Origin of the sequence: Parvibaculum sp., from assembly GCF_039973015.1 — a bacterium.
Taxonomy (GTDB): Bacteria; Pseudomonadota; Alphaproteobacteria; order Parvibaculales; family Parvibaculaceae; genus Parvibaculum.
On the sequence record NZ_JBDWLT010000007.1, the window covers coordinates 75,967 to 93,402 of the forward strand.

Annotated in this window: 16 protein-coding genes and 1 tRNA gene; 5 read left to right on the forward strand and 12 right to left on the reverse strand. The window is 62.0% G+C overall.

The window, feature by feature from the left end; translation table 11 throughout:
- Positions 1–6: 6 nt before the first annotated feature.
- Both ABJO61_RS05070 and ABJO61_RS05075 read right to left on the reverse strand, forming a co-directional pair.
- Positions 7–441 carry a GFA family protein gene (locus ABJO61_RS05070; RefSeq protein ID WP_348323099.1) on the reverse strand — a complete coding sequence of 145 codons (435 nt, stop codon included), beginning with the start codon at positions 439–441 and terminating at the stop codon, positions 7–9.
- Between the two features lie 12 nt (positions 442–453).
- On the reverse strand, positions 454–975 hold the full coding sequence (locus tag ABJO61_RS05075; protein WP_348323100.1) for a DUF1993 domain-containing protein: 522 nt from the start codon (positions 973–975) through the stop codon (positions 454–456).
- A 201-nt stretch (positions 976–1,176) separates the two neighbouring features.
- Between ABJO61_RS05075 and ABJO61_RS05080 the strand changes: the two genes are divergently transcribed.
- The 4 genes from ABJO61_RS05080 (at position 1,177) to ABJO61_RS05095 (ending at position 4,578) form a co-directional block, all read left to right on the forward strand.
- Complete coding sequence (locus ABJO61_RS05080) at positions 1,177–1,764, forward strand: hypothetical protein (RefSeq protein ID WP_348323101.1); 588 nt, start codon at positions 1,177–1,179, stop codon at positions 1,762–1,764.
- Between the two features lie 30 nt (positions 1,765–1,794).
- Entirely contained in the window at positions 1,795–2,343 is a 549-nt protein-coding gene (locus ABJO61_RS05085) for a dTDP-4-dehydrorhamnose 3,5-epimerase family protein (protein WP_348323102.1), read from the forward strand.
- 28 nt (positions 2,344–2,371) lie between these two features.
- Positions 2,372–3,754, forward strand: coding sequence for a glycosyltransferase family 2 protein (locus ABJO61_RS05090; RefSeq protein ID WP_348323103.1), 1,383 nt, complete (start codon positions 2,372–2,374; stop codon positions 3,752–3,754).
- A gap of 104 nt (positions 3,755–3,858) precedes the next feature.
- Entirely contained in the window at positions 3,859–4,578 is a 720-nt protein-coding gene (locus tag ABJO61_RS05095; protein WP_348323104.1) for a sulfotransferase, read from the forward strand.
- Between the two features lie 24 nt (positions 4,579–4,602).
- Here ABJO61_RS05095 and ABJO61_RS05100 read toward each other — a convergent pair.
- The 9 genes from ABJO61_RS05100 to ABJO61_RS05140 form a co-directional block, all read right to left on the reverse strand.
- Positions 4,603–4,678, reverse strand: a tRNA-Lys gene (locus ABJO61_RS05100).
- Positions 4,679–4,805: 127 nt separating this feature from the next.
- Positions 4,806–5,945: a tRNA guanosine(34) transglycosylase Tgt gene (tgt, locus tag ABJO61_RS05105; RefSeq protein WP_348323105.1), complete on the reverse strand. Its 1,140-nt coding sequence runs from the start codon at positions 5,943–5,945 to the stop codon at positions 4,806–4,808.
- On the reverse strand, positions 5,942–6,994 hold the full coding sequence (gene queA, locus ABJO61_RS05110; RefSeq protein ID WP_348323106.1) for a tRNA preQ1(34) S-adenosylmethionine ribosyltransferase-isomerase QueA: 1,053 nt from the start codon (positions 6,992–6,994) through the stop codon (positions 5,942–5,944). Before queA ends, tgt begins: the two co-directional genes overlap by 4 nt.
- 78 nt (positions 6,995–7,072) lie before the next feature.
- Positions 7,073–7,546 (reverse strand): peptidylprolyl isomerase, encoded by a 474-nt coding sequence (locus ABJO61_RS05115; protein ID WP_348323107.1) that lies wholly within the window; start codon positions 7,544–7,546, stop codon positions 7,073–7,075.
- A 21-nt stretch (positions 7,547–7,567) separates the two neighbouring features.
- Positions 7,568–8,092, reverse strand: a complete 525-nt coding sequence (locus ABJO61_RS05120; protein WP_348323128.1) for a peptidylprolyl isomerase — start codon at positions 8,090–8,092, stop codon at positions 7,568–7,570.
- A 44-nt stretch (positions 8,093–8,136) separates the two neighbouring features.
- Positions 8,137–8,643: a pantetheine-phosphate adenylyltransferase gene (coaD, locus tag ABJO61_RS05125; RefSeq protein WP_348323108.1), complete on the reverse strand. Its 507-nt coding sequence runs from the start codon at positions 8,641–8,643 to the stop codon at positions 8,137–8,139.
- An 8-nt stretch (positions 8,644–8,651) separates the two neighbouring features.
- Entirely contained in the window at positions 8,652–11,507 is a 2,856-nt protein-coding gene (gene gyrA / locus ABJO61_RS05130; protein WP_348323109.1) for a DNA gyrase subunit A, read from the reverse strand.
- A 247-nt stretch (positions 11,508–11,754) separates the two neighbouring features.
- Complete coding sequence (locus tag ABJO61_RS05135; protein ID WP_348323110.1) at positions 11,755–12,612, reverse strand: hypothetical protein; 858 nt, start codon at positions 12,610–12,612, stop codon at positions 11,755–11,757.
- Positions 12,613–12,676: 64 nt separating this feature from the next.
- On the reverse strand, positions 12,677–13,159 hold the full coding sequence (locus ABJO61_RS05140; RefSeq protein ID WP_348323111.1) for a single-stranded DNA-binding protein: 483 nt from the start codon (positions 13,157–13,159) through the stop codon (positions 12,677–12,679).
- Positions 13,160–13,464: 305 nt separating this feature from the next.
- Here ABJO61_RS05140 and uvrA point away from each other — a divergent pair, with 305 nt between their 5' ends.
- Positions 13,465–16,503 (forward strand): excinuclease ABC subunit UvrA, encoded by a 3,039-nt coding sequence (gene uvrA, locus ABJO61_RS05145; protein WP_348323112.1) that lies wholly within the window; start codon positions 13,465–13,467, stop codon positions 16,501–16,503.
- Here uvrA and ABJO61_RS05150 read toward each other — a convergent pair.
- Positions 16,500–17,372, reverse strand: a complete 873-nt coding sequence (locus tag ABJO61_RS05150; RefSeq protein WP_348330667.1) for an alpha/beta hydrolase — start codon at positions 17,370–17,372, stop codon at positions 16,500–16,502. The two genes, uvrA and ABJO61_RS05150, sit on opposite strands and share 4 nt — an antisense overlap.
- Positions 17,373–17,436 lie beyond the last annotated feature (64 nt).

A 17,436-nucleotide genomic window follows, 5' to 3' on the forward strand; every position in this document is an offset into this window, starting at 1 on the left:
TAGAATTCATGGCATCCGGTAGGGTTCGGGCGATGCCTCTGGATACTGAGGCAGCCCGTCATCGAGCCTGAGCCACGGGATACGCGACGTCGTCCAGATATGCATTTCTGGACGAAGCGCCGCCGGATCGTCGAAGGTCGCCAGCGGAAAGGCGAGGCGGTCGCCATCCGCCGGTTCGATGGTCACACGTGTACCGCAGCGCGGGCAGAAATGCCGCTTGAGACGCGGCGAAGACTGCCAGACAGAGGTCTCGCCCGTTACCGTGACGGAAGGCCTCGGAAAGCTCGCCTGCACGATGAAAGGCGAAGCCATCGCTTGCTGGCAGATGCGGCAATGGCAGATGCGCACCCCGACGGGCGGCGCCTCGATGCGAAAGCGCACCGCTCCACAAGAGCACCCGCCCTCATAAGGCGGCGCAAGATTGGCCGGATGTGCAGGCATGGTCTGCGATCTTTACATCTTCATGCGCATCTGACCGAGGAAATCCACCTTGCCGAGCGGGACGCCCCGAGCGCGGAGAATGTCATAGGCCGTAGTGGCGTGGAAATAGAAATTCGGCAGCGAGAAGGAAAGCACGAAGTCCTCGGCGGTGAAAGGAAGCTTGTGCTTGCCGAGGCTGAAGATCATGTCCTTGCCCAGACAGGCATTGACCGTTTCCGGCTTCACCTGCGTCAGCTTCTCTCGTGCCTCCTCGACGACCTTTTGCAGGTCTGTATAGCTCCAGGTGCCCGGGTCTTTCGGCGGTACAAATTCACCCCGCTGGATGCCCTCGATGGTGCCCGTGGAGTGATGCGCGACAGAGGCAATCTGGAAGCTCATGGGCAGCATGTCCTCGATGACACGAGCACCGACAATCTCGTTCGGATCGATCCCCTTTTCCTCGCAGAAGGCAGCGCCCTTTTTGAGGAACCCGGAAACGCCTGCAAGGCCCTGCAGATAGTTCGGGACGCTAATGTCATAGAGCGAAATCGTCATTGTCTCTCCCCTGGTGCAACGCCTTTCCGGCGCACTCATGATTTGCGGCAGGGGATGCTCCATCGGACAGAACGGAACCGCAAGCCCTTCTGCGTGTTGATGCCGGAAATTCATGATGAGCCGTAATGAAAAGCTGCAATGGCAATCTGCCAAAGGCGGCAAGGCGGACAGGTGTTTGAAGAAAGCAAGGAGACAGGAACGATGAACGAGGGGAGCGTCGATATCGCGAGGCTCAGCCCGGAGAACCTCAAGGATCTCTATCTGAGCGAACGCGAACAAAGTCAGACAATTCGCTCGCAGCTCGCGGTCCCCGTCACCATCATCTCCTTCCTGATTTTCGGTTATGTCTCCTTTGCGCAGGAGCTGGATATTTCCCGCTGGCACGAGCCCGCGACGTTTGCCGCCCTGCTACTCAGCCTCGGCTCGATCCTGCTGATCTTCACGGCCATGTTCTATCTCGGCCGGGTGGAGCGCACCTTCCTCGGCGAAGGTCCGCAAAGCGTGGAAGCGCAACTACGCGACAGCGACGAGGCCAGCTTCTTCCTCGATGCCATACGCTCCGTCAGGAAACACAATGAAGCAGCATCGCGCAGCCGCGCCCGGGCGTTCTTCCTGCTGCTCGCAGCGCTTGCGAGCTTCATCGTCGCGGTGACGCTGCTTCCTCTGCACAAGCAGCCGGAGATGGCTCTTGCCGGCAGCGAACAACTGGACACGGAATCCGGCTTTCCGTTTGGAAGAAACGACGCAAAGATTAGAGATTGGAGGCAGTCGTCCGTTGAGTTAACTTGAAAAGCGAAATATCAAAGTCAGCTCCACACAATGCCTGTGCAACAAACGCCGATACAAGGCTTTCTGATCGTCCGCTGGCCGCTCTTCGAGGACGACAGGGGCTTCTTCAAACAAAGCTATCAAACCGGCGAACTCACGGAAGCATTGGGGCGGCCACCACAGCTCAACCAGGGGAATCATTCGCGCTCGCGTGAACGGGTGCTCCGCGGCTTTCACATGGAGCCCTGGGACAAGCTGATCTATGTGGTGCGCGGTACGGCGCTGTGCGTCATTGCGGACCCGAGGCCCGACAGTCCGACATTCGGAAAGACCGAGAGCATTCTGCTCGGCGATGCGCCGGGCGAACATGCCCGGCTTTTCGTGAGCCGGGGCCTCGCCAATGCATTCTACTGCTTCACGGAGACGGACTATATCAACGATGTTTCCGCCGAGTTCAGCCCGGAAGGCCGCAAGGGCATAATCTGGAACGATCCCACCCTCAATGCCGATTGGCCGGACAAGGAACCGGTCCTCTCCCGCACCGATGCCGCGCTTCCCTCGCTTGAGGAGCTTTATCCGGGACACACGCTTTTCAGATGAAGATTTGCAATCCGGGTCCGGCGGCCAGATGACCCCCTATGCCAGCATCCTGATCCCGACGCATGACCGGGCGAGCACGCTTGCCGCTTCACTGCGATCCGCACTCGGACAAAGCGTCGAGAATATCGAAGTGCTGATCTGCGGCGATGGCGTCACGGACGATGTTCGCGAGATCGCATCCGGTTTTGCGGAGCGGGACGCGCGGGTGCGCTTCCTCGACTTTCCAAAAGCCCCGCGGCGCGGCGCGATCAACATGCATCGCACCCTGGAAGAGGCGCGCTCGGACCGGATTTTCTACAATGACGATGACGACCTTCTGCTGCCCTGGCATGTCGAAACACTGGGGCCCGCGCTCGACGAGGCGGATTTCGTCTGTACACCGCCCGCCTCGATACAGACCGATGGCCGCATTGCGCTCAGCCTCGAAGACGCCAGCCACCCTGCTTTACGGCGTATGCTGGCAGACGATAAATACAAGAACGTCTTTGACACCCATATCGCGCATCGCAAATCGGGCTACTTCTCGAACCGGGCCAACTGGGAAAACACGCCGGACAGACGCGCCGTCAGCAGCATGCTGAAAGGGTTTGCCGAAAACAGAAACATCCGGTGGACAAACCTGCAGCGCATCACCGCCCTCTCCTTTCACGGCGCCGCGCGAACGGGAATACCTGCGCGCAAACGCACCGCTGAGATCGAACGCTGGATATCGCATCTCGACCGCCCCAACCCCGAGGCGATGCTTCGGCGGCGCGGCAGCTATGTTTTCCATACGATGCGGCTGTTTCAGGCGCTGCGAAAAGCCGGTCTTTTCACCGACGATGCGCTGCTGGCCGAAATTTTCGGAAACAACAGAAACAAGGCCGAGCTGACATCGTCGCAAAGCCGCGGTGTCGATGCAGTAGGAGCGCTTATACGCCGGGAGCCGGTGCCGCAAAAAGCGGGCCGTCAGCTTATCGAAGAACTTGCCGACGCCCGGCTCGGCCCCCTGTTTCCGGTGAACACCATTCTCAATCTTTTTCTCGGAAGCATGAAGCGTTCGCAAGTGCTCGCCTTTACCGAGGTCTGCACGCCCGGCCCCGGCATCAGTCTTCTCCGCTTTCATCTGCTTGCAGGACAAAAACGTATTCGGCCCGCAGACATCAGACTGATCGACCTGGAAGCAAAAACACTGCCCGACTGGCGCCGTTTCTATTTTCGCCTCTCTGTCGTCGAGGCGCTTGAAAAAGCGGAAAGACCGGAAGATGCCTGGGTGCGCTGCGAGAAAATGTTGAAAACCATGCCCGAAGGCACACATCACGCCCTGCCCTATCTGCACGTGCGGGAAAGGCTGGCGTTCGCACTTGAGCATATGGCGGAAGCACAAAACGCCCGTGCAGTCCGTGAAACTCTTGAAAAGACATTGGCCTGAGCGGCACGAATGCAACAAAGGCAGGAACAAGGGCCGGTTGCCTTGCCGATGCAGGCGGCCGCCGTTAGGCTGCGGTCTTGCTCAGCTGCCGGATGCCTCTGCCAATGACCGACACTTCCTTTCGCGGATATGCCTTCATCATCGGCGCGATGAAATGCGGCACCACGACGCTGCATACGCTGCTGGAACAGCACCCCGCGATTACGGTTTCGGCGAAGAAGGAACCGGACTTCTTCCACAAGCCGGGAGCGGCGACGGCGGCGGACTATGAGGCGATCTTTCCGAAGCTCGACAAGACCCGTCATGTCTGGACGCTGGACGGCTCGACGAGCTACAGCAAGACGAAACGCTGGCCGAGCGCGCCGCGCCGCATTGCCGGACTGCCGGGCGAGAAGCGCATCGTCTACATCATGCGCGATCCCGTGGACCGCATCGAAAGCCACATCGCGCACAAGGTCGCGCGGGGCGAATGGAACGGGAAATACGACGTCGCGATGCTCCGCGACACGTCGTGCTACGCAAGCCAGATCGAAGCCTATGAGGCCGCGGGGCTGCTGCCCGGCATGCTGCTGCTCGACTTCGACGAACTCTGCCGTGAGCCTGTCGCGGTAGCCGCGCGCGTGCTGGATTTCTTCGGTCTCGATCCGATCAAGCTCAAGGCTGTGCCCCCGCAGAACACGCGGCGGACGGAACGGCGCTTCATGAGCGAAGACGAGGCCGCGACATGGCGCGAAGACCTCGCTGACGATACGCGGCGGCTGATCGAAAAATACGATTTCGCGCCCGCGCGAGGCTGGAGCACGAACAAGACCGCGACCGCCTGAGCGGCGACGCGAAGATGCAGGGGATGGTGAGCCGGGTGGGACTCGAACCCACGACCATTCGATTAAAAGTCGAATGCTCTACCAGCTGAGCTACCGGCTCTCACCGTATCGATTGGCTTTCGATCGGCTGGGCCGGTGAAGCGAAACAGGCTCGCCTCTCGAAAAGCTGGGCGGAACTTAAGCGGCGCTTCCCATGCGGTCAACACCGGGATTGGGCTGCGCCTGCTTTAACGCGGGGCGATGTCGCCCGCCGCCTGATCGCGCTTGAAATCCGCCCGGAATGCCTCGAAACGGCCCTCGGCGATGGCGGCGCGCATACCGGCCATGAGCGTCTGGTAATAGTGGATGTTGATCCAGCTCACCAGCATGGAACCCAGCATCTCCTCCGATTTCACGAGATGGTGGAGATAGGCACGCGAATAGTCGCGCGCGGCGGGACACAGGCTTTCCTCGTCCAGCGGGCGCGGGTCTGCCGCATGGCGCGCATTCTTGAGGTTCACCTTGCCCCGGCGCGTGAAGGCAAGGCCGTGGCGGCCATTCCGGGTCGGCATCACGCAGTCGAACATGTCGACGCCGAGCGCCACCGATTCCACAAGATCGTCCGGTGTGCCGACGCCCATGAGGTAGCGTGGGCGGTCCTCCGGCAGGGCGGGCGTCGTGAAATCGAGGACGCGAAGCATTTCCGCCTGCCCCTCGCCGACCGCGAGGCCGCCGATGGAGTAGCCATTGAAACCGATCTCGCGAAGCCCGGCGGCGGACGCATGGCGCAAGGGTTCATAGGTGCTGCCCTGCACGATGCCGAAGAGCGCCATGCCCTCCTTGCGGTGAGGCTGCGCCTCGAAGGCATCTTTGGAGCGCTGCGCCCAGCGAAGCGACAAATCCATCGAGCTTTTGGCTTCCGCCTCCGTTGCCGGGAAAGGCGTGCACTCGTCGAGCTGCATCTGGATGTCGGAGCCAAGCAGGCACTGGATTTCGATGCTGCGCTCCGGCGAGAGCATGTGGCGCGAGCCGTCGATATGTGACTGGAAGGTGACTCCCTCCTCCGTCATCTTGCGGAGCTTGGAGAGCGACATGACCTGAAAGCCGCCGCTGTCCGTCAGGATCGGATGCGGCCAGTTCATGAACTTGTGGAGACCGCCCAGCGCCGCCACCTCCTCCGCGCCGGGGCGAAGCATCAGGTGGTAGGTATTGCCGAGCACGATATCGGCGCCCGTCGAGCGCACCTGCTCGGGATACATGGCCTTGACGGTCGCCGCCGTGCCGACCGGCATAAAGGCAGGCGTACGGATCTCGCCGCGCGGCGTCGAGATGACGCCGGTGCGCGCTCGGCCATCGGTGGCGGCGAGGGTGAAGGTGAACTTGCTCATGTGCCGCCGTATATCAGGCAGGCGTCGCCATAGGAATAGAAGCGGTATTTCGACGCGACCGCATGGGCATAAGCGCGCTTCATCTCCTCCGTCGAGCGGAGCGCGGAAACGAGCATGAACAGCGTCGAACGCGGCAGATGGAAATTGGTCATCAGAATGTCCGTCGCGCGGAAGCGATAGCCCGGCGTGATGAAGATGTCGGTTTCTCTGGCGAAGGGATGTACCACACCTTTCGCGTCGGCGGCGCTTTCAAGAAGGCGCAGCGATGTGGTGCCGACGGCGACGATGCGCCCGCCCCTTGCGCGCGCTTCGTTGATGGCGGCGGCTTCCGCCTCCGATATCTCGCCCCACTCGGCATGCATCTTGTGGGTATCCGTATCTTCCGCCGTAACGGGAAGGAAGGTGCCCGCGCCGACATGAAGCGTGAGACGGACGGTGGAGACGCCGCGCGCTTCGAGCGCCGCCATGAGTTCGGGTGTGAAATGGAGCCCCGCCGTGGGCGCGGCGACAGCGCCGGGCTCTGCCGCATGAAGCGTCTGGTAATCGGCAAGGTCTTCTTCGTCGGGCGCACGCCGCCTCGCGATATAGGGCGGCAGCGGCATTTCGCCCGCGGACGCAATGGCCGCATCGAGCGCCGGACCGGAGAGCGAGAAGCGAAGTCCCGCCTCGCCGCCTTCCGCCTTTTCCTCGACGGTGGCGGAAAGCCCGCCGGGAAAGGAGATTATCTCACCGGTATTAAGCTTCTTCGCAGGACGCAGGAAGGCACGCCACTCATCCGCGCTGACGCGGCGATGGAGCATGACCTCGATTTTCGCGGACGCCTCGCCGCGCGTTCTTGTCCCGAAGAGGCGCGCCGGGATGACCTTCGTATCGTTGAAGACAAGAAGATCGCCCGCGCGCAGGAAGGACGGGAGATCGCCGATGGTCCGGTCTTCGAGCGCGTTTTGCGCCGGACCGATGACGAGCAGGCGCGCCGCATCGCGCGGCCGCGCGGGCCGGAGCGCAATCAGCTCTTCCGGCAGCTCGAAATCGAAATCGGAAACGCGCATGGTTTTGCGCTTACCCCTAATAAACATCATGGCCCGGACAAGCCGGGCCATGACGCTTTGGTGGTTCTAAATCCCGTCCTACGCCGCGTCAGCCGCGACGCGCGCCTTGACGATACGGTCGGGCTCGCGCACGGGCTCTCCGCGCTTGATCTTGTCCACAGCATCCATGCCGGAGATCACCTTGCCCCAGACCGTATATTGCCGGTCGAGGAAGCTGGCATCGCCGAAAACGATGAAGAACTGGCTGTCGGCGCTGTTCGGATCTTGCGTGCGGGCCATCGAGCAGACACCGCGCACATGCGGCTCGGCGGAGAACTCGGCCGGGAGCTTCTTGCCGGAGCCGCCCGCACCCGTACCCGTCGGATCGCCGCCCTGCGCCATGAAACCGTCGATGACGCGGTGGAAGGCCACGCCGTCATAAAAGCCTTCGCGGGCCAGTTCCTTGATCCGCGCGACATGTTTTGGCGCGAGATCGGGGCGCATCTCGATCACGACTTCCCCGTGGGGAATTTCGAGAATGAGCGTGTTTTCGGGATCCTTGATATCGGTCATGTAATTTCCGGTCCTGTTCGTTTAATTCGCGTCCGCCGCGACCTGCATCTTCACGATCTTGTCGGGATTGGCAGGCGGCTCGCCCTGGGCGATGTTGTCGACATAATCCATTCCCTCGACCACGCGGCCAAACAGCGTGTAGTTCTCATCGAGGAAGCTCGCATCGTCCGTGCAGATGAAGAACTGGCTGTTCGCGCTATCGGGGCTCTGCGAGCGGGCCATGCCGACGGCGCCGCGCGTGAAGCTTTCCTTGTCCGTGAACTCGGCCTTCAGGTCCGGCTCGAAGGAACCGCCCATGCCGGTGCCCGTGGGATCGCCCGTCTGCGCCATGAAACCGGGGATCACGCGATGGAAGACGATGCCGTCATAAAACCCCTCGCGCGCCAGCTTCTTGATACGCTCGGCATGAGCTGGCGCAATCTCGGGCAGAAGCTCGATGACGACGCGGCCATCCTTGAGATCGAGATAGATCGTGTTTTCCGGGTCGAGCGCAAGCGCCTTGCCCGAAAGCCCGGCAAGGGCGAAAAGAGCGACGAAAGCCGCCATCAGTCCACGCATGAAATACTCCTGTCGATAAGGCCCCAAGCCTCTCATTTTTTCTTCGCGGCCACAGCCGCGAGCACTTTCGCCTTCACCAGCGGCGGGACGAAGGGCGTGATATCGCCGCCCATGGACGCGATCTGACGGACCAGCGTCGAGGAAATGAACTGCGTCTCCGGCGAGGCAGCAAGAAAGACGGTTTCGACATGCGGGTTCATGACGCGGTTCATGCCGACCATCTGGGTTTCGTATTCGAAATCGACGGCGCCCCGCAATCCGCGAATGATGACATTCGCGCCGTGTTCGTCGGCGGCGTTGACGACAAGGCCGGAGAAGGAGGCTGTCGAAATCTTCGATCCGATCTCTTTCGCGACCGGCCCTGCCTCCGCCTCGATAAGTGCGAAGCGTTCCTCAAGCGTGATAAGCGGCTGCTTGGTGGCATTGACGCCAATGGCGACGACGAGGTGATCGACGAGCTTCAAGGCCCGGCGAATGACATCGAGATGCCCGTTCGTCATCGGATCGAAAGTGCCGGGATAAAGACCGACGCGCGCCATGCCCTCTCCTATTCTTCTTCCGAGCCGTTCTCGCCCGTCTCCTCGACGCGCTCGACGGAGACCACACGTTCATCGGCCGCCGTGCGGAAGATGGTGACGCCCTGCGTCGCGCGGCCAGCGGCGCGAACATCGTCCACCGGGCAGCGAATGAGCTGGCCCGCATCGGTCACCAGCATGATCTGGTCCTGCACTTCCACGGGGAAGGAGGCCACCAGCTTGCCGTTCCGCTTGGTGACGGCCATCGCGATGATGCCTTTGCCGCCGCGCCCGGAGGTCCGGTAATCATAGGACGAAGACCGCTTGCCGAAGCCCTTTTCGCTGACGGTGAGAACGAGTTGCTCTCTTGCGCCAAGCTCGGCGTAACGCTCGGGCGAAAGAGCGAGCTCGTCGCCCGCATCTTCGGTGTCGTCGTCAGCCTCGACGGCTTCCGCCTCCAGCTCCTCCGTCTCGCCCGAAGCGGCACGGCGCATGGCGGCGGCCTGCTTCAGATAGGCGCGCGCTTCAGCGGGCGTGACATCGACATGGCGCATGATGCTCATGCCGATCAGCGTGTCGTCCTCGCCGAGACGAATGCCGCGAACACCGGTCGACGAGCGGCCGGAAAAGACGCGCACTTCCGTCACCGGGAAACGCACACAGCGCCCGTCCGCCGTGGTCAGCAGCACATCGTCATCCTCTGTGCATATCTGGACGCCGATGATGCTGTCGCCTTCGTCAGCGCCCTCGAACTTCATGGCGATCTTGCCGTTGCGATTGATCTGCACGAAATCGGACAGCTTGTTACGCCGGACATTGCCGCTCTTCGTCGCGAACACGACGTGGAGGCTGTCCCAGCTTTCCTCGTCCTCCGGCAAAGGCATGACGGTGGTGATATATTCGCCCTGCTGGAGCGGGAGGATATTGATCATCGCCTTGCCGCGTGCCTGTGGCGTCGATTGCGGCAGTCGCCAGACCTTGAGCTTGTAAACCATGCCGATGGACGAGAAGAAAAGCATCGGCGTGTGCGTGTTCGCCACGAAGAGACGGGTGACGAAATCCTCATCCTTGGTGGACATGCCGGAGCGGCCCTTGCCGCCGCGGCGCTGCGCGCGGTAGGTCGAGAGCGGCACACGCTTGATATAGCCCTGGTGGCTGACCGTGACGACCATGTCCTCGCGCTGGATCAGGTCTTCATCTTCGAAATCGGTTTCGGAGTCGGCCAGTTCCGTGCGGCGCGGCGTCGCGAACTCATTCCGGACCGAGGTCAGCTCCTCGCGCATGATATCGAGCACACGTTCGCGCGACCGCAGGATGTTCAGATAGTCCTCGATCTTTTCGCCGAGGCCTTTCAGTTCGTCGCCGATTTCGTCGCGGCCAAGCGCGGTGAGGCGCTGGAGGCGCAGTTCGAGGATCGCCCTCGCCTGCTCTTCGGACATGCGGATCGTGCCGTCTTCAGAGAGACCGTGACGCGGATCGTCGATAAGCGCGATGAGCGGCGCGATGTCGCGTGCAGGCCAGTTGCGCGCCATCAGGCTTTCGCGCGCCGTCGCCGGGTCCGGCGCGGTGCGGATAAGCTTGATGACTTCGTCGATATTGGCAACGGCGATGGCGAGACCGACCAATACATGTGCACGATCACGCGCCTTGTTCAGCTCGAACTTCGTGCGCCGCGAAATCACATCCTCGCGGAAGCGGACGAAGATCTCGAGGAACTGCTTGAGGTTCATCAGCTCCGGCCGGCCATGATCGAGCGCGAGCATGTTGCAGCCGAAACTCTGCTGGAGCGGCGAGAAGCGATAGAGCTGGTTCAGCACGACATCGGGCACGGCATCGCGGCGAAGCTCGACCACGACGCGCATGCCGTTACGGTCGGACTCATCGCGCAGATCGCCAATGCCCTCGATGCGCTTTTCGCGCACGAGGTCGGCAATCTTCTCGACCATCGAGGCCTTGTTCACCTGATAGGGAATTTCGGTGATGACCAGAGCCTGGCGGTCCTTGCGGACTTCCTCGATCTCGACACGGCCACGCACCACGACCGAGCCCTTGCCGGTGTGATAGGCGGAGCGCGCGCCCTGACGGCCGAGCATGATGCCGCCGGTGGGAAAATCGGGCGCCGGCACATATTCGATCAGCTCGTCGATCGAGATGTCCGGGTTGTTGATGAGTGCGATACAGGCGTCGATCACCTCGCCGAGATTATGCGGCGGGATATTGGTCGCCATGCCAACGGCGATGCCGTTGGCGCCATTGACCAAAAGGTTGGGCAACTCGGCCGGGAGAACGACAGGCTCCCTTTCGGTGCCGTCGTAATTGTCCTTGAAGTCAATCGTGTTCTTGTCGATGTCGTTCAGCAGCGAATGCGCGGACTTGGCCATGCGCACTTCGGTGTAACGCATTGCCGCGGGCGGATCGCCATCGACCGAACCGAAATTGCCCTGCCCGTCCAGCAGCGGCAGGCGCATAGAGAAACTCTGCGCCATGCGCACCAGCGCGTCGTAAATCGACTGGTCGCCATGCGGGTGATACTTACCGATGACATCGCCGACCACGCGGGCGGATTTACGATAGGGCTTGTTCCAGTCGTAGCCGTTCTCGTTCATCGAGAAGAGGATGCGGCGATGGACGGGTTTCAGCCCGTCACGCGCATCGGGCAGCGCGCGGCTGACGATCACGCTCATCGCGTAATCGAGATAGGAGCTGCGCATCTCCTCTTCGATGGAAATGGGGGCGACGTCACGCTCCGGCGGCGGACCGCCAGCGGAAGAACCGCCTGTACCGCCGGGCGGCGTACCACCCGAACCGTTCAGGCCCTCGCCCATGCCGGTATCGTCGCCCGGGCCCGGCTCATCACCCGGAATGTCGCTGTCTTGCGTATCGGACAAGTGTTTTTCTGGCGTTGCGGAGGGCTGCCGCCCCGGCTTTTTGAGCCGGACGCACACCGTCCTGAAGGAACGAAAAAGAGGTCATCCAGCAAGCGCCGAATCCCTCTCGTTTATTGCTCGAAAGATTAGCATTCCCGCCCCGCCACGGCAACTTCAAACACGCCGGAACAGCGGAGATAACTCACTGAAATGAAAGGGAAAAATTGCGCTCCGAGTTTGCCGCCGGGGCACCCTGCAAAGCAGCGCCTCATTCGACGCGAAAGAGCACCGCCGTGGCATCGTCATGGCGCTTGAAACGCGGGCAGGAAAGGCAGTCCGGGTCTTCCACCGCCTCGATCTGACGGACCTCCGCAACGATGGAGGAAAGTCCGCCGAGCGCCGCCCGGCGCACGAGCGTCGCAGGATCGAAGCGGTGATAGTCGAAGACGACGGAGCCGAAACCGTCGCTGAAGAGAAGGCCGGTTACGGGGCGCGTGAGCGGAATTTCCCAATGACGCATATGCGCGGCGGCTTCCGGATCGATCCCGAGAATCCAGTAACCGTCATGCGTATTCTGACGGCGGCGATTGTCACGCAGATATTCCATGATTGCAGCATTGTCGAAAGGCCGTTCGCCAGGCGCGAGCGCATCGATCAGTTCCGCGGTGCGGCTCACGGCGCGCGCCTCGCGCGAGGTGTGTTTCACGCCATAGACATGCGCCTCGTCGCTCTCATCTTCCAGCAGGATCAGGTCGCAATCGGCGAAATTCGCGCAAGAGAGGCTGCCCTCCCCAGCATGGACAAGCGCCATGGCCGCGCTCGGCCATTCGTGGCGGCCGTTCGGCGGACGAAGGCGCTCCTGCCCGAAACGGAGCGCCAGCGTCTCGATGGTGAAGCGGACAAGGCCGTGAAGATCGGCGCCGTAGCGCGCGGCATTGGCCTCGAAAAGCGCGCTCGCCTCATGCGCCAGCCAGTGCGCGCCGGTCTCGGCACCGATGAGCGGCCCGTCAGCGACATCCGTCGCGCCGTCAATCACCCACACATGGGCGCCGCTGTGCCCGAAGGCGTCTTCGTTTGCCTTTTCGGAATTACCGGGGTCCGTGAGCGTTTCGAGGATGCGGAGCATCCCGCAAGCCTACACGACGCACCCGTTCCGAAAAATGACGGTCCGCGGATTGAACCGGGGCAAACTAGAAAGGAATTTCGTCGTCGAGATCCTGAGAGAAATTCCCGCGGCCGCCACCGCCGCCACCCGACGAACCGCCGCCGAAGTCACCGCCATAATCGCCGCCGCCACCTCCACCCGAAGCACCGCCGCCGCTGCGGCCATCCAGCATGGTCAGCGTGGAGTTGAAGCCCTGCAGGACGATTTCCGTGGAGTATTTCTCGACGCCCGACTGGTCGGTCCATTTGCGGGTCTGGAGCGCGCCCTCGATATAGACCTTCGAGCCCTTCTTCACATATTGCTCGATGACCTTGCAGAGGCCCTCGTTGAAGACCACGACGCGGTGCCACTCGGTTTTTTCGCGGCGCTCGCCGGTATTCTTGTCGCGCCAGCTATCCGAGGTCGCGATGCGCAGATTGGCGATCGGGCGCCCGTCCTGCGTACGGCGGATTTCCGGGTCGGCGCCCAGATTGCCGATCAGGATTACCTTGTTGACGCTGCCTGCCATATGCTCGCCCTCGCTCTGTCTGCCGCCGTGGAATGCCGGAACCTAACCGAGCCCCCTGCCCACTGAAAGGGTTAAGTTTTCCACAGCCGCGCGTGAAGTGTTCTTATTATGTTCTCACAAGCCAGATTTTAGCGCAAGATGCTTCGCGGCCCGCGTGATTCTTGTCGCACCTGACCTCATGACCCTTGAAGCTGCTCCCGACGCCCTACATACATGAAGCCCGAGACCTAGCATCCATCACAGCCCCATGAGTAACGCTGCCCGCGCCCGTCGCGGACGGCGACGCCCCCGAGAGTTCCCGCCATATGAGCATCTCCAAGAAATCCGCGCCCGGCAAATCCGGCGACACGCAGAACCGCTTTATCCGCGTGATCGGCGCGCGCGAGCACAATCTGCGCGATGTGAGCGTGGAGCTGCCGCGCGACGAACTGATCGTGATCACTGGGCTGTCGGGTTCAGGCAAGTCCTCGCTCGCCTTCGACACGATCTATGCCGAGGGCCAGCGGCGCTATGTCGAAAGCCTGTCGGCCTATGCACGGCAGTTTCTGGAGATGATGCAGAAGCCGGATGTCGACCAGATCGACGGCCTCTCGCCCGCCATTTCCATTGAGCAGAAAACGACCTCGCGCAACCCGCGCTCGACGGTCGGCACGGTCACGGAAATCTACGACTACATGCGTCTCCTCTGGGCCCGCATCGGCGTGCCCTATTCGCCCGCGACCGGCCTGCCCATCGAAAGCCAGACCGTGACCCAGATGGTCGACCGCGTGATGGCGCTGCCGGAAGGCACACGGCTTTTTCTGATGGCGCCCATCGTGCGCGGCCGCAAGGGCGAGTACCGCAAGGAATTCGCGGAACTGCAGAAGAAGGGCTTCCAGCGCGTGAAGGTGGACGGCACCTTTTACGAGATCGCGGACGTGCCTGCGCTGAACAAGAAGCTGAAACACGATATCGACGTCGTCGTGGACCGTATTGTCGTGCGCGGCGATCTGGGCAACCGGCTGGCGGACAGCTTCGAGATCGCACTCGAGCTGGCGGACGGAATCGCAGTCGTCGAGATGGCGGACGCCCCGAAAGACGGCAAGAAGGACGGGGATGCGGAACGCATCATCTTCTCGTCGCGCTTTGCCTGCCCGGTGTCGGGCTTCACCATCGACGAGATCGAGCCGCGGCTTTTCTCGTTCAATAATCCGTTCGGCGCATGTCCCGCCTGCGACGGGCTCGGCACCCAGTTCTACATGGACCCGGAGCTTGTTGTGCCGGACCCGGGGCTCTCGCTGAAGAAGGGTGCGATTGCGCCCTGGTCGCGCTCGACCTCGCCCTATTACACGCAGACGCTACAGGCGCTGGCGAAGCAGTACAAATTCTCGATGACCGCGCCGTGGTCGCAACTGCCGGAAGAAGCGCAGAACGTCATCCTTTATGGCACGGGCGAGGAAGTCGTGACCTTCGCCTATGACGACGGCATGCGCTCCTACAAGACGAAAAAGCCGTTCGAGGGCGTGATCCCGAATCTTGAACGGCGCTGGCGCGAGACGGACAGCGCCTGGGCGCGCGAGGAAATCGAACGCTATCAGGGCATCACCAATTGCGAGGATTGCGGCGGCTATCGCCTGAAGCCGGAAGCGCTGGCGGTAAAGATCGCCACGCTTCATGTCGGCCAGGTCTCGCAAATGTCGATCCGCGAGGCGGACGCATGGTTCCGCGATCTCAACCAGCACCTGACCTCGAAGCAGAATGAAATCGCAGGCCGTGTGCTGAAGGAAATTCGCGAGCGGCTGCACTTCCTCAACAATGTCGGCCTCGACTATCTGACGCTGTCGCGCAACTCCGGCACGCTGTCCGGCGGCGAAAGCCAGCGCATCCGGCTTGCCTCGCAGATCGGCTCCGGCCTTACCGGCGTTCTCTATGTGCTGGACGAACCTTCCATCGGCCTGCACCAGCGCGACAATGACCGGCTGCTCGAAACGCTGAAGCGGCTCCGCGACCTCGGCAATACTGTGATCGTGGTCGAGCATGACGAGGATGCGATCCGCACCGCCGACCATGTCGTCGACATGGGACCGGGCGCGGGCATTCATGGCGGCAAGGTGGTGGCGGAAGGAACGCCCGAAGACATCATGGCCGCACCGGACAGCCTGACCGGGCAATATCTGACAGGCTTCCTGCAGGTGCCCGTCCCCGCCGAACGGCGGACAGGCAACGGCAAGTGGATCAAGATCACCGGCGCGAAAGAGAACAATCTCAAAAACGTGACCGCGGAAATTCCGCTTGGCACCTTTACCTGCGTGAGCGGCGTATCGGGCGGCGGAAAGTCGACACTCCTTATCGAGACCATTTACAAAGCCGTTGCGCGGCGGCTCAATAACAGTCGCGAGCATCCCGGCGCATTCGACGAGATACTCGGCCTCGAACATCTCGACAAGATCATCGATATCGACCAGTCGCCCATCGGCCGCACACCTCGCTCGAACCCGGCAACCTATACCGGCGCCTTCACCTTCATTCGCGACTGGTTCGCCGAACTGCCGGAAAGCCGCGCGCGCGGCTACAAGCCGGGCCGCTTTTCCTTCAACGTGAAAGGCGGGCGCTGCGAGGTCTGTCAGGGCGACGGCGTCATCAAGATCGAAATGCACTTCCTGCCAGATGTTTATGTGGAATGCGATGCCTGCCACGGGCACCGCTACAACCGCGAGACGCTGGAAGTGAAGTTCAAGGACAAGTCCATCGCGGACGTACTGGAAATGACGGTCGATGAGGCGGCATCCTTCTTCAAGGCGGTGCCCGCCGTACGCGACAAGATGGAAGTGCTGCAGCGCGTTGGTCTCGGCTACATCAAGGTCGGCCAGCAGGCGACGACGCTTTCGGGCGGCGAGGCGCAGCGCGTCAAGCTCGCCAAGGAGCTCTCGAAGCGCGCGACCGGCCGCACGATCTATATTCTCGACGAGCCGACGACCGGGCTTCATTTCCACGATGTGGCGAAGCTGCTCGAGGTGCTGCACGAGCTTGTCGACACGGGCAACACGGTGGTGGTGATCGAGCATAATCTCGAAGTCATCAAGACTGCCGACTGGATACTGGATCTTGGGCCGGAAGGCGGCGATGGCGGCGGCGAGATCGTGGCATTCGGCACGCCGGAGGAAGTGGCAAACGAACCGCGTTCCTATACCGGGCATTATCTGAAGGAACTCTTCAAACGGCGGCCCGGCAAGGGAGCATCGTCACCCGCGAAACCCCGCAAGGCGAGCGCGGCGGCGAAGAGCAACACGACGGCCAGCAAGGCCGCACCGAAGAAGAAGGCAGCGCCCACCAGGAAGAAAAAAAGGGCGGGCCCCCGGCGCTAGCGGGCTTCGCCCGCGAGGTGGACGGGCGCGGACGAACCGAGAAACGCCAGCACATGCCGCGCCACCCCTTCCGGCTGCTCTTCATGGGGAAGAAATGCCGCCCGCTCGATGATAGCAAGGCCTGCCCTGCCGGACATCCGCGCCACCATTTCCCGGGCGCGGCGGACCGGAAACACGCCGTCCTTCTCGCCCCAGACAAAGAGCATCGGCACATCGATTTTCGCGTGCAGATCGTCAAGGCGCGCGACGAGGCTGTGATCGACGCCGAGAAGATATTCGAGCAGTCCCCGATAGGCATGATCCGAGCGAAGCCAGCTTGTGACGAACAGGTCCATGTATTCGTCGTCGAGCAGCCGCTTGTCGACGAAGAAACCCGAGCGGCCGAGCCATCGGCGCATCAGCGGCCTCGACCCGAGCGCAGCCTTGAAGAGGACACGCCCGAAGCCCCTGCGAAACAACGCCTGCAACCGGGGAACGACGGTGGGCAAATGACCTGGCACCTCCGTATCTATCGCGACGACCTTCTCAACCCGCGCAGCATCCGATACCGCCAGCATTCTGGCGAAGGTGCCGCCGGTGTCGTGTCCGATCACGGAGTATTTCTGGAGCTTCATCCGGTCCGCGAAGGCGCGCACGCGCTCGGCATGGGCATGGAAACTGAAATTGGTGTGGCTGCTCCAGCCGCTTTCGCCCATGCCCGCCGCATCGAGCGCGTAGCAGGTGAAATGCGGTTCGAGGAAAGGGAGCAGCTTGCGGAAGCTCGCCTTGTGAAACGGCCAGCCGTGCAGCAAGATGAGGGCCGGACCGTTTCCGGAAACCGTGTAGGCGAGTTCGATGTCCTCGTAAGGAAATGTCTGCGTGTCCGTCATCATGGCCCTCCTTGCGCTTGATCCGCGAAGAGAATTGGCCGGGTGAACCATGCGCACCACTACC

What these genes read in the sequence shown, in the direction of transcription:
- ABJO61_RS05070 (WP_348323099.1), bottom strand. Translation starts at nt 441, where the DNA reads ATGCCTGCACATCCGGCCAATCTTGCGCCGCCTTATGAGGGCGGGTGC.
- ABJO61_RS05075 (WP_348323100.1), bottom strand. Translation starts at nt 975, where the DNA reads ATGACGATTTCGCTCTATGACATTAGCGTCCCGAACTATCTGCAGGGC.
- ABJO61_RS05080 (WP_348323101.1), top strand. Translation starts at nt 1,177, where the DNA reads ATGAACGAGGGGAGCGTCGATATCGCGAGGCTCAGCCCGGAGAACCTC.
- ABJO61_RS05085 (WP_348323102.1), top strand. Translation starts at nt 1,795, where the DNA reads ATGCCTGTGCAACAAACGCCGATACAAGGCTTTCTGATCGTCCGCTGG.
- ABJO61_RS05090 (WP_348323103.1), top strand. Translation starts at nt 2,372, where the DNA reads ATGACCCCCTATGCCAGCATCCTGATCCCGACGCATGACCGGGCGAGC.
- ABJO61_RS05095 (WP_348323104.1), top strand. Translation starts at nt 3,859, where the DNA reads ATGACCGACACTTCCTTTCGCGGATATGCCTTCATCATCGGCGCGATG.
- tgt (WP_348323105.1), bottom strand. Translation starts at nt 5,945, where the DNA reads ATGAGCAAGTTCACCTTCACCCTCGCCGCCACCGATGGCCGAGCGCGC.
- queA (WP_348323106.1), bottom strand. Translation starts at nt 6,994, where the DNA reads ATGCGCGTTTCCGATTTCGATTTCGAGCTGCCGGAAGAGCTGATTGCG.
- ABJO61_RS05115 (WP_348323107.1), bottom strand. Translation starts at nt 7,546, where the DNA reads ATGACCGATATCAAGGATCCCGAAAACACGCTCATTCTCGAAATTCCC.
- ABJO61_RS05120 (WP_348323128.1), bottom strand. Translation starts at nt 8,092, where the DNA reads ATGGCGGCTTTCGTCGCTCTTTTCGCCCTTGCCGGGCTTTCGGGCAAG.
- coaD (WP_348323108.1), bottom strand. Translation starts at nt 8,643, where the DNA reads ATGGCGCGCGTCGGTCTTTATCCCGGCACTTTCGATCCGATGACGAAC.
- ABJO61_RS05135 (WP_348323110.1), bottom strand. Translation starts at nt 12,612, where the DNA reads ATGCTCCGCATCCTCGAAACGCTCACGGACCCCGGTAATTCCGAAAAG.
- ABJO61_RS05140 (WP_348323111.1), bottom strand. Translation starts at nt 13,159, where the DNA reads ATGGCAGGCAGCGTCAACAAGGTAATCCTGATCGGCAATCTGGGCGCC.
- uvrA (WP_348323112.1), top strand. Translation starts at nt 13,465, where the DNA reads ATGAGCATCTCCAAGAAATCCGCGCCCGGCAAATCCGGCGACACGCAG.
- ABJO61_RS05150 (WP_348330667.1), bottom strand. Translation starts at nt 17,372, where the DNA reads ATGACGGACACGCAGACATTTCCTTACGAGGACATCGAACTCGCCTAC.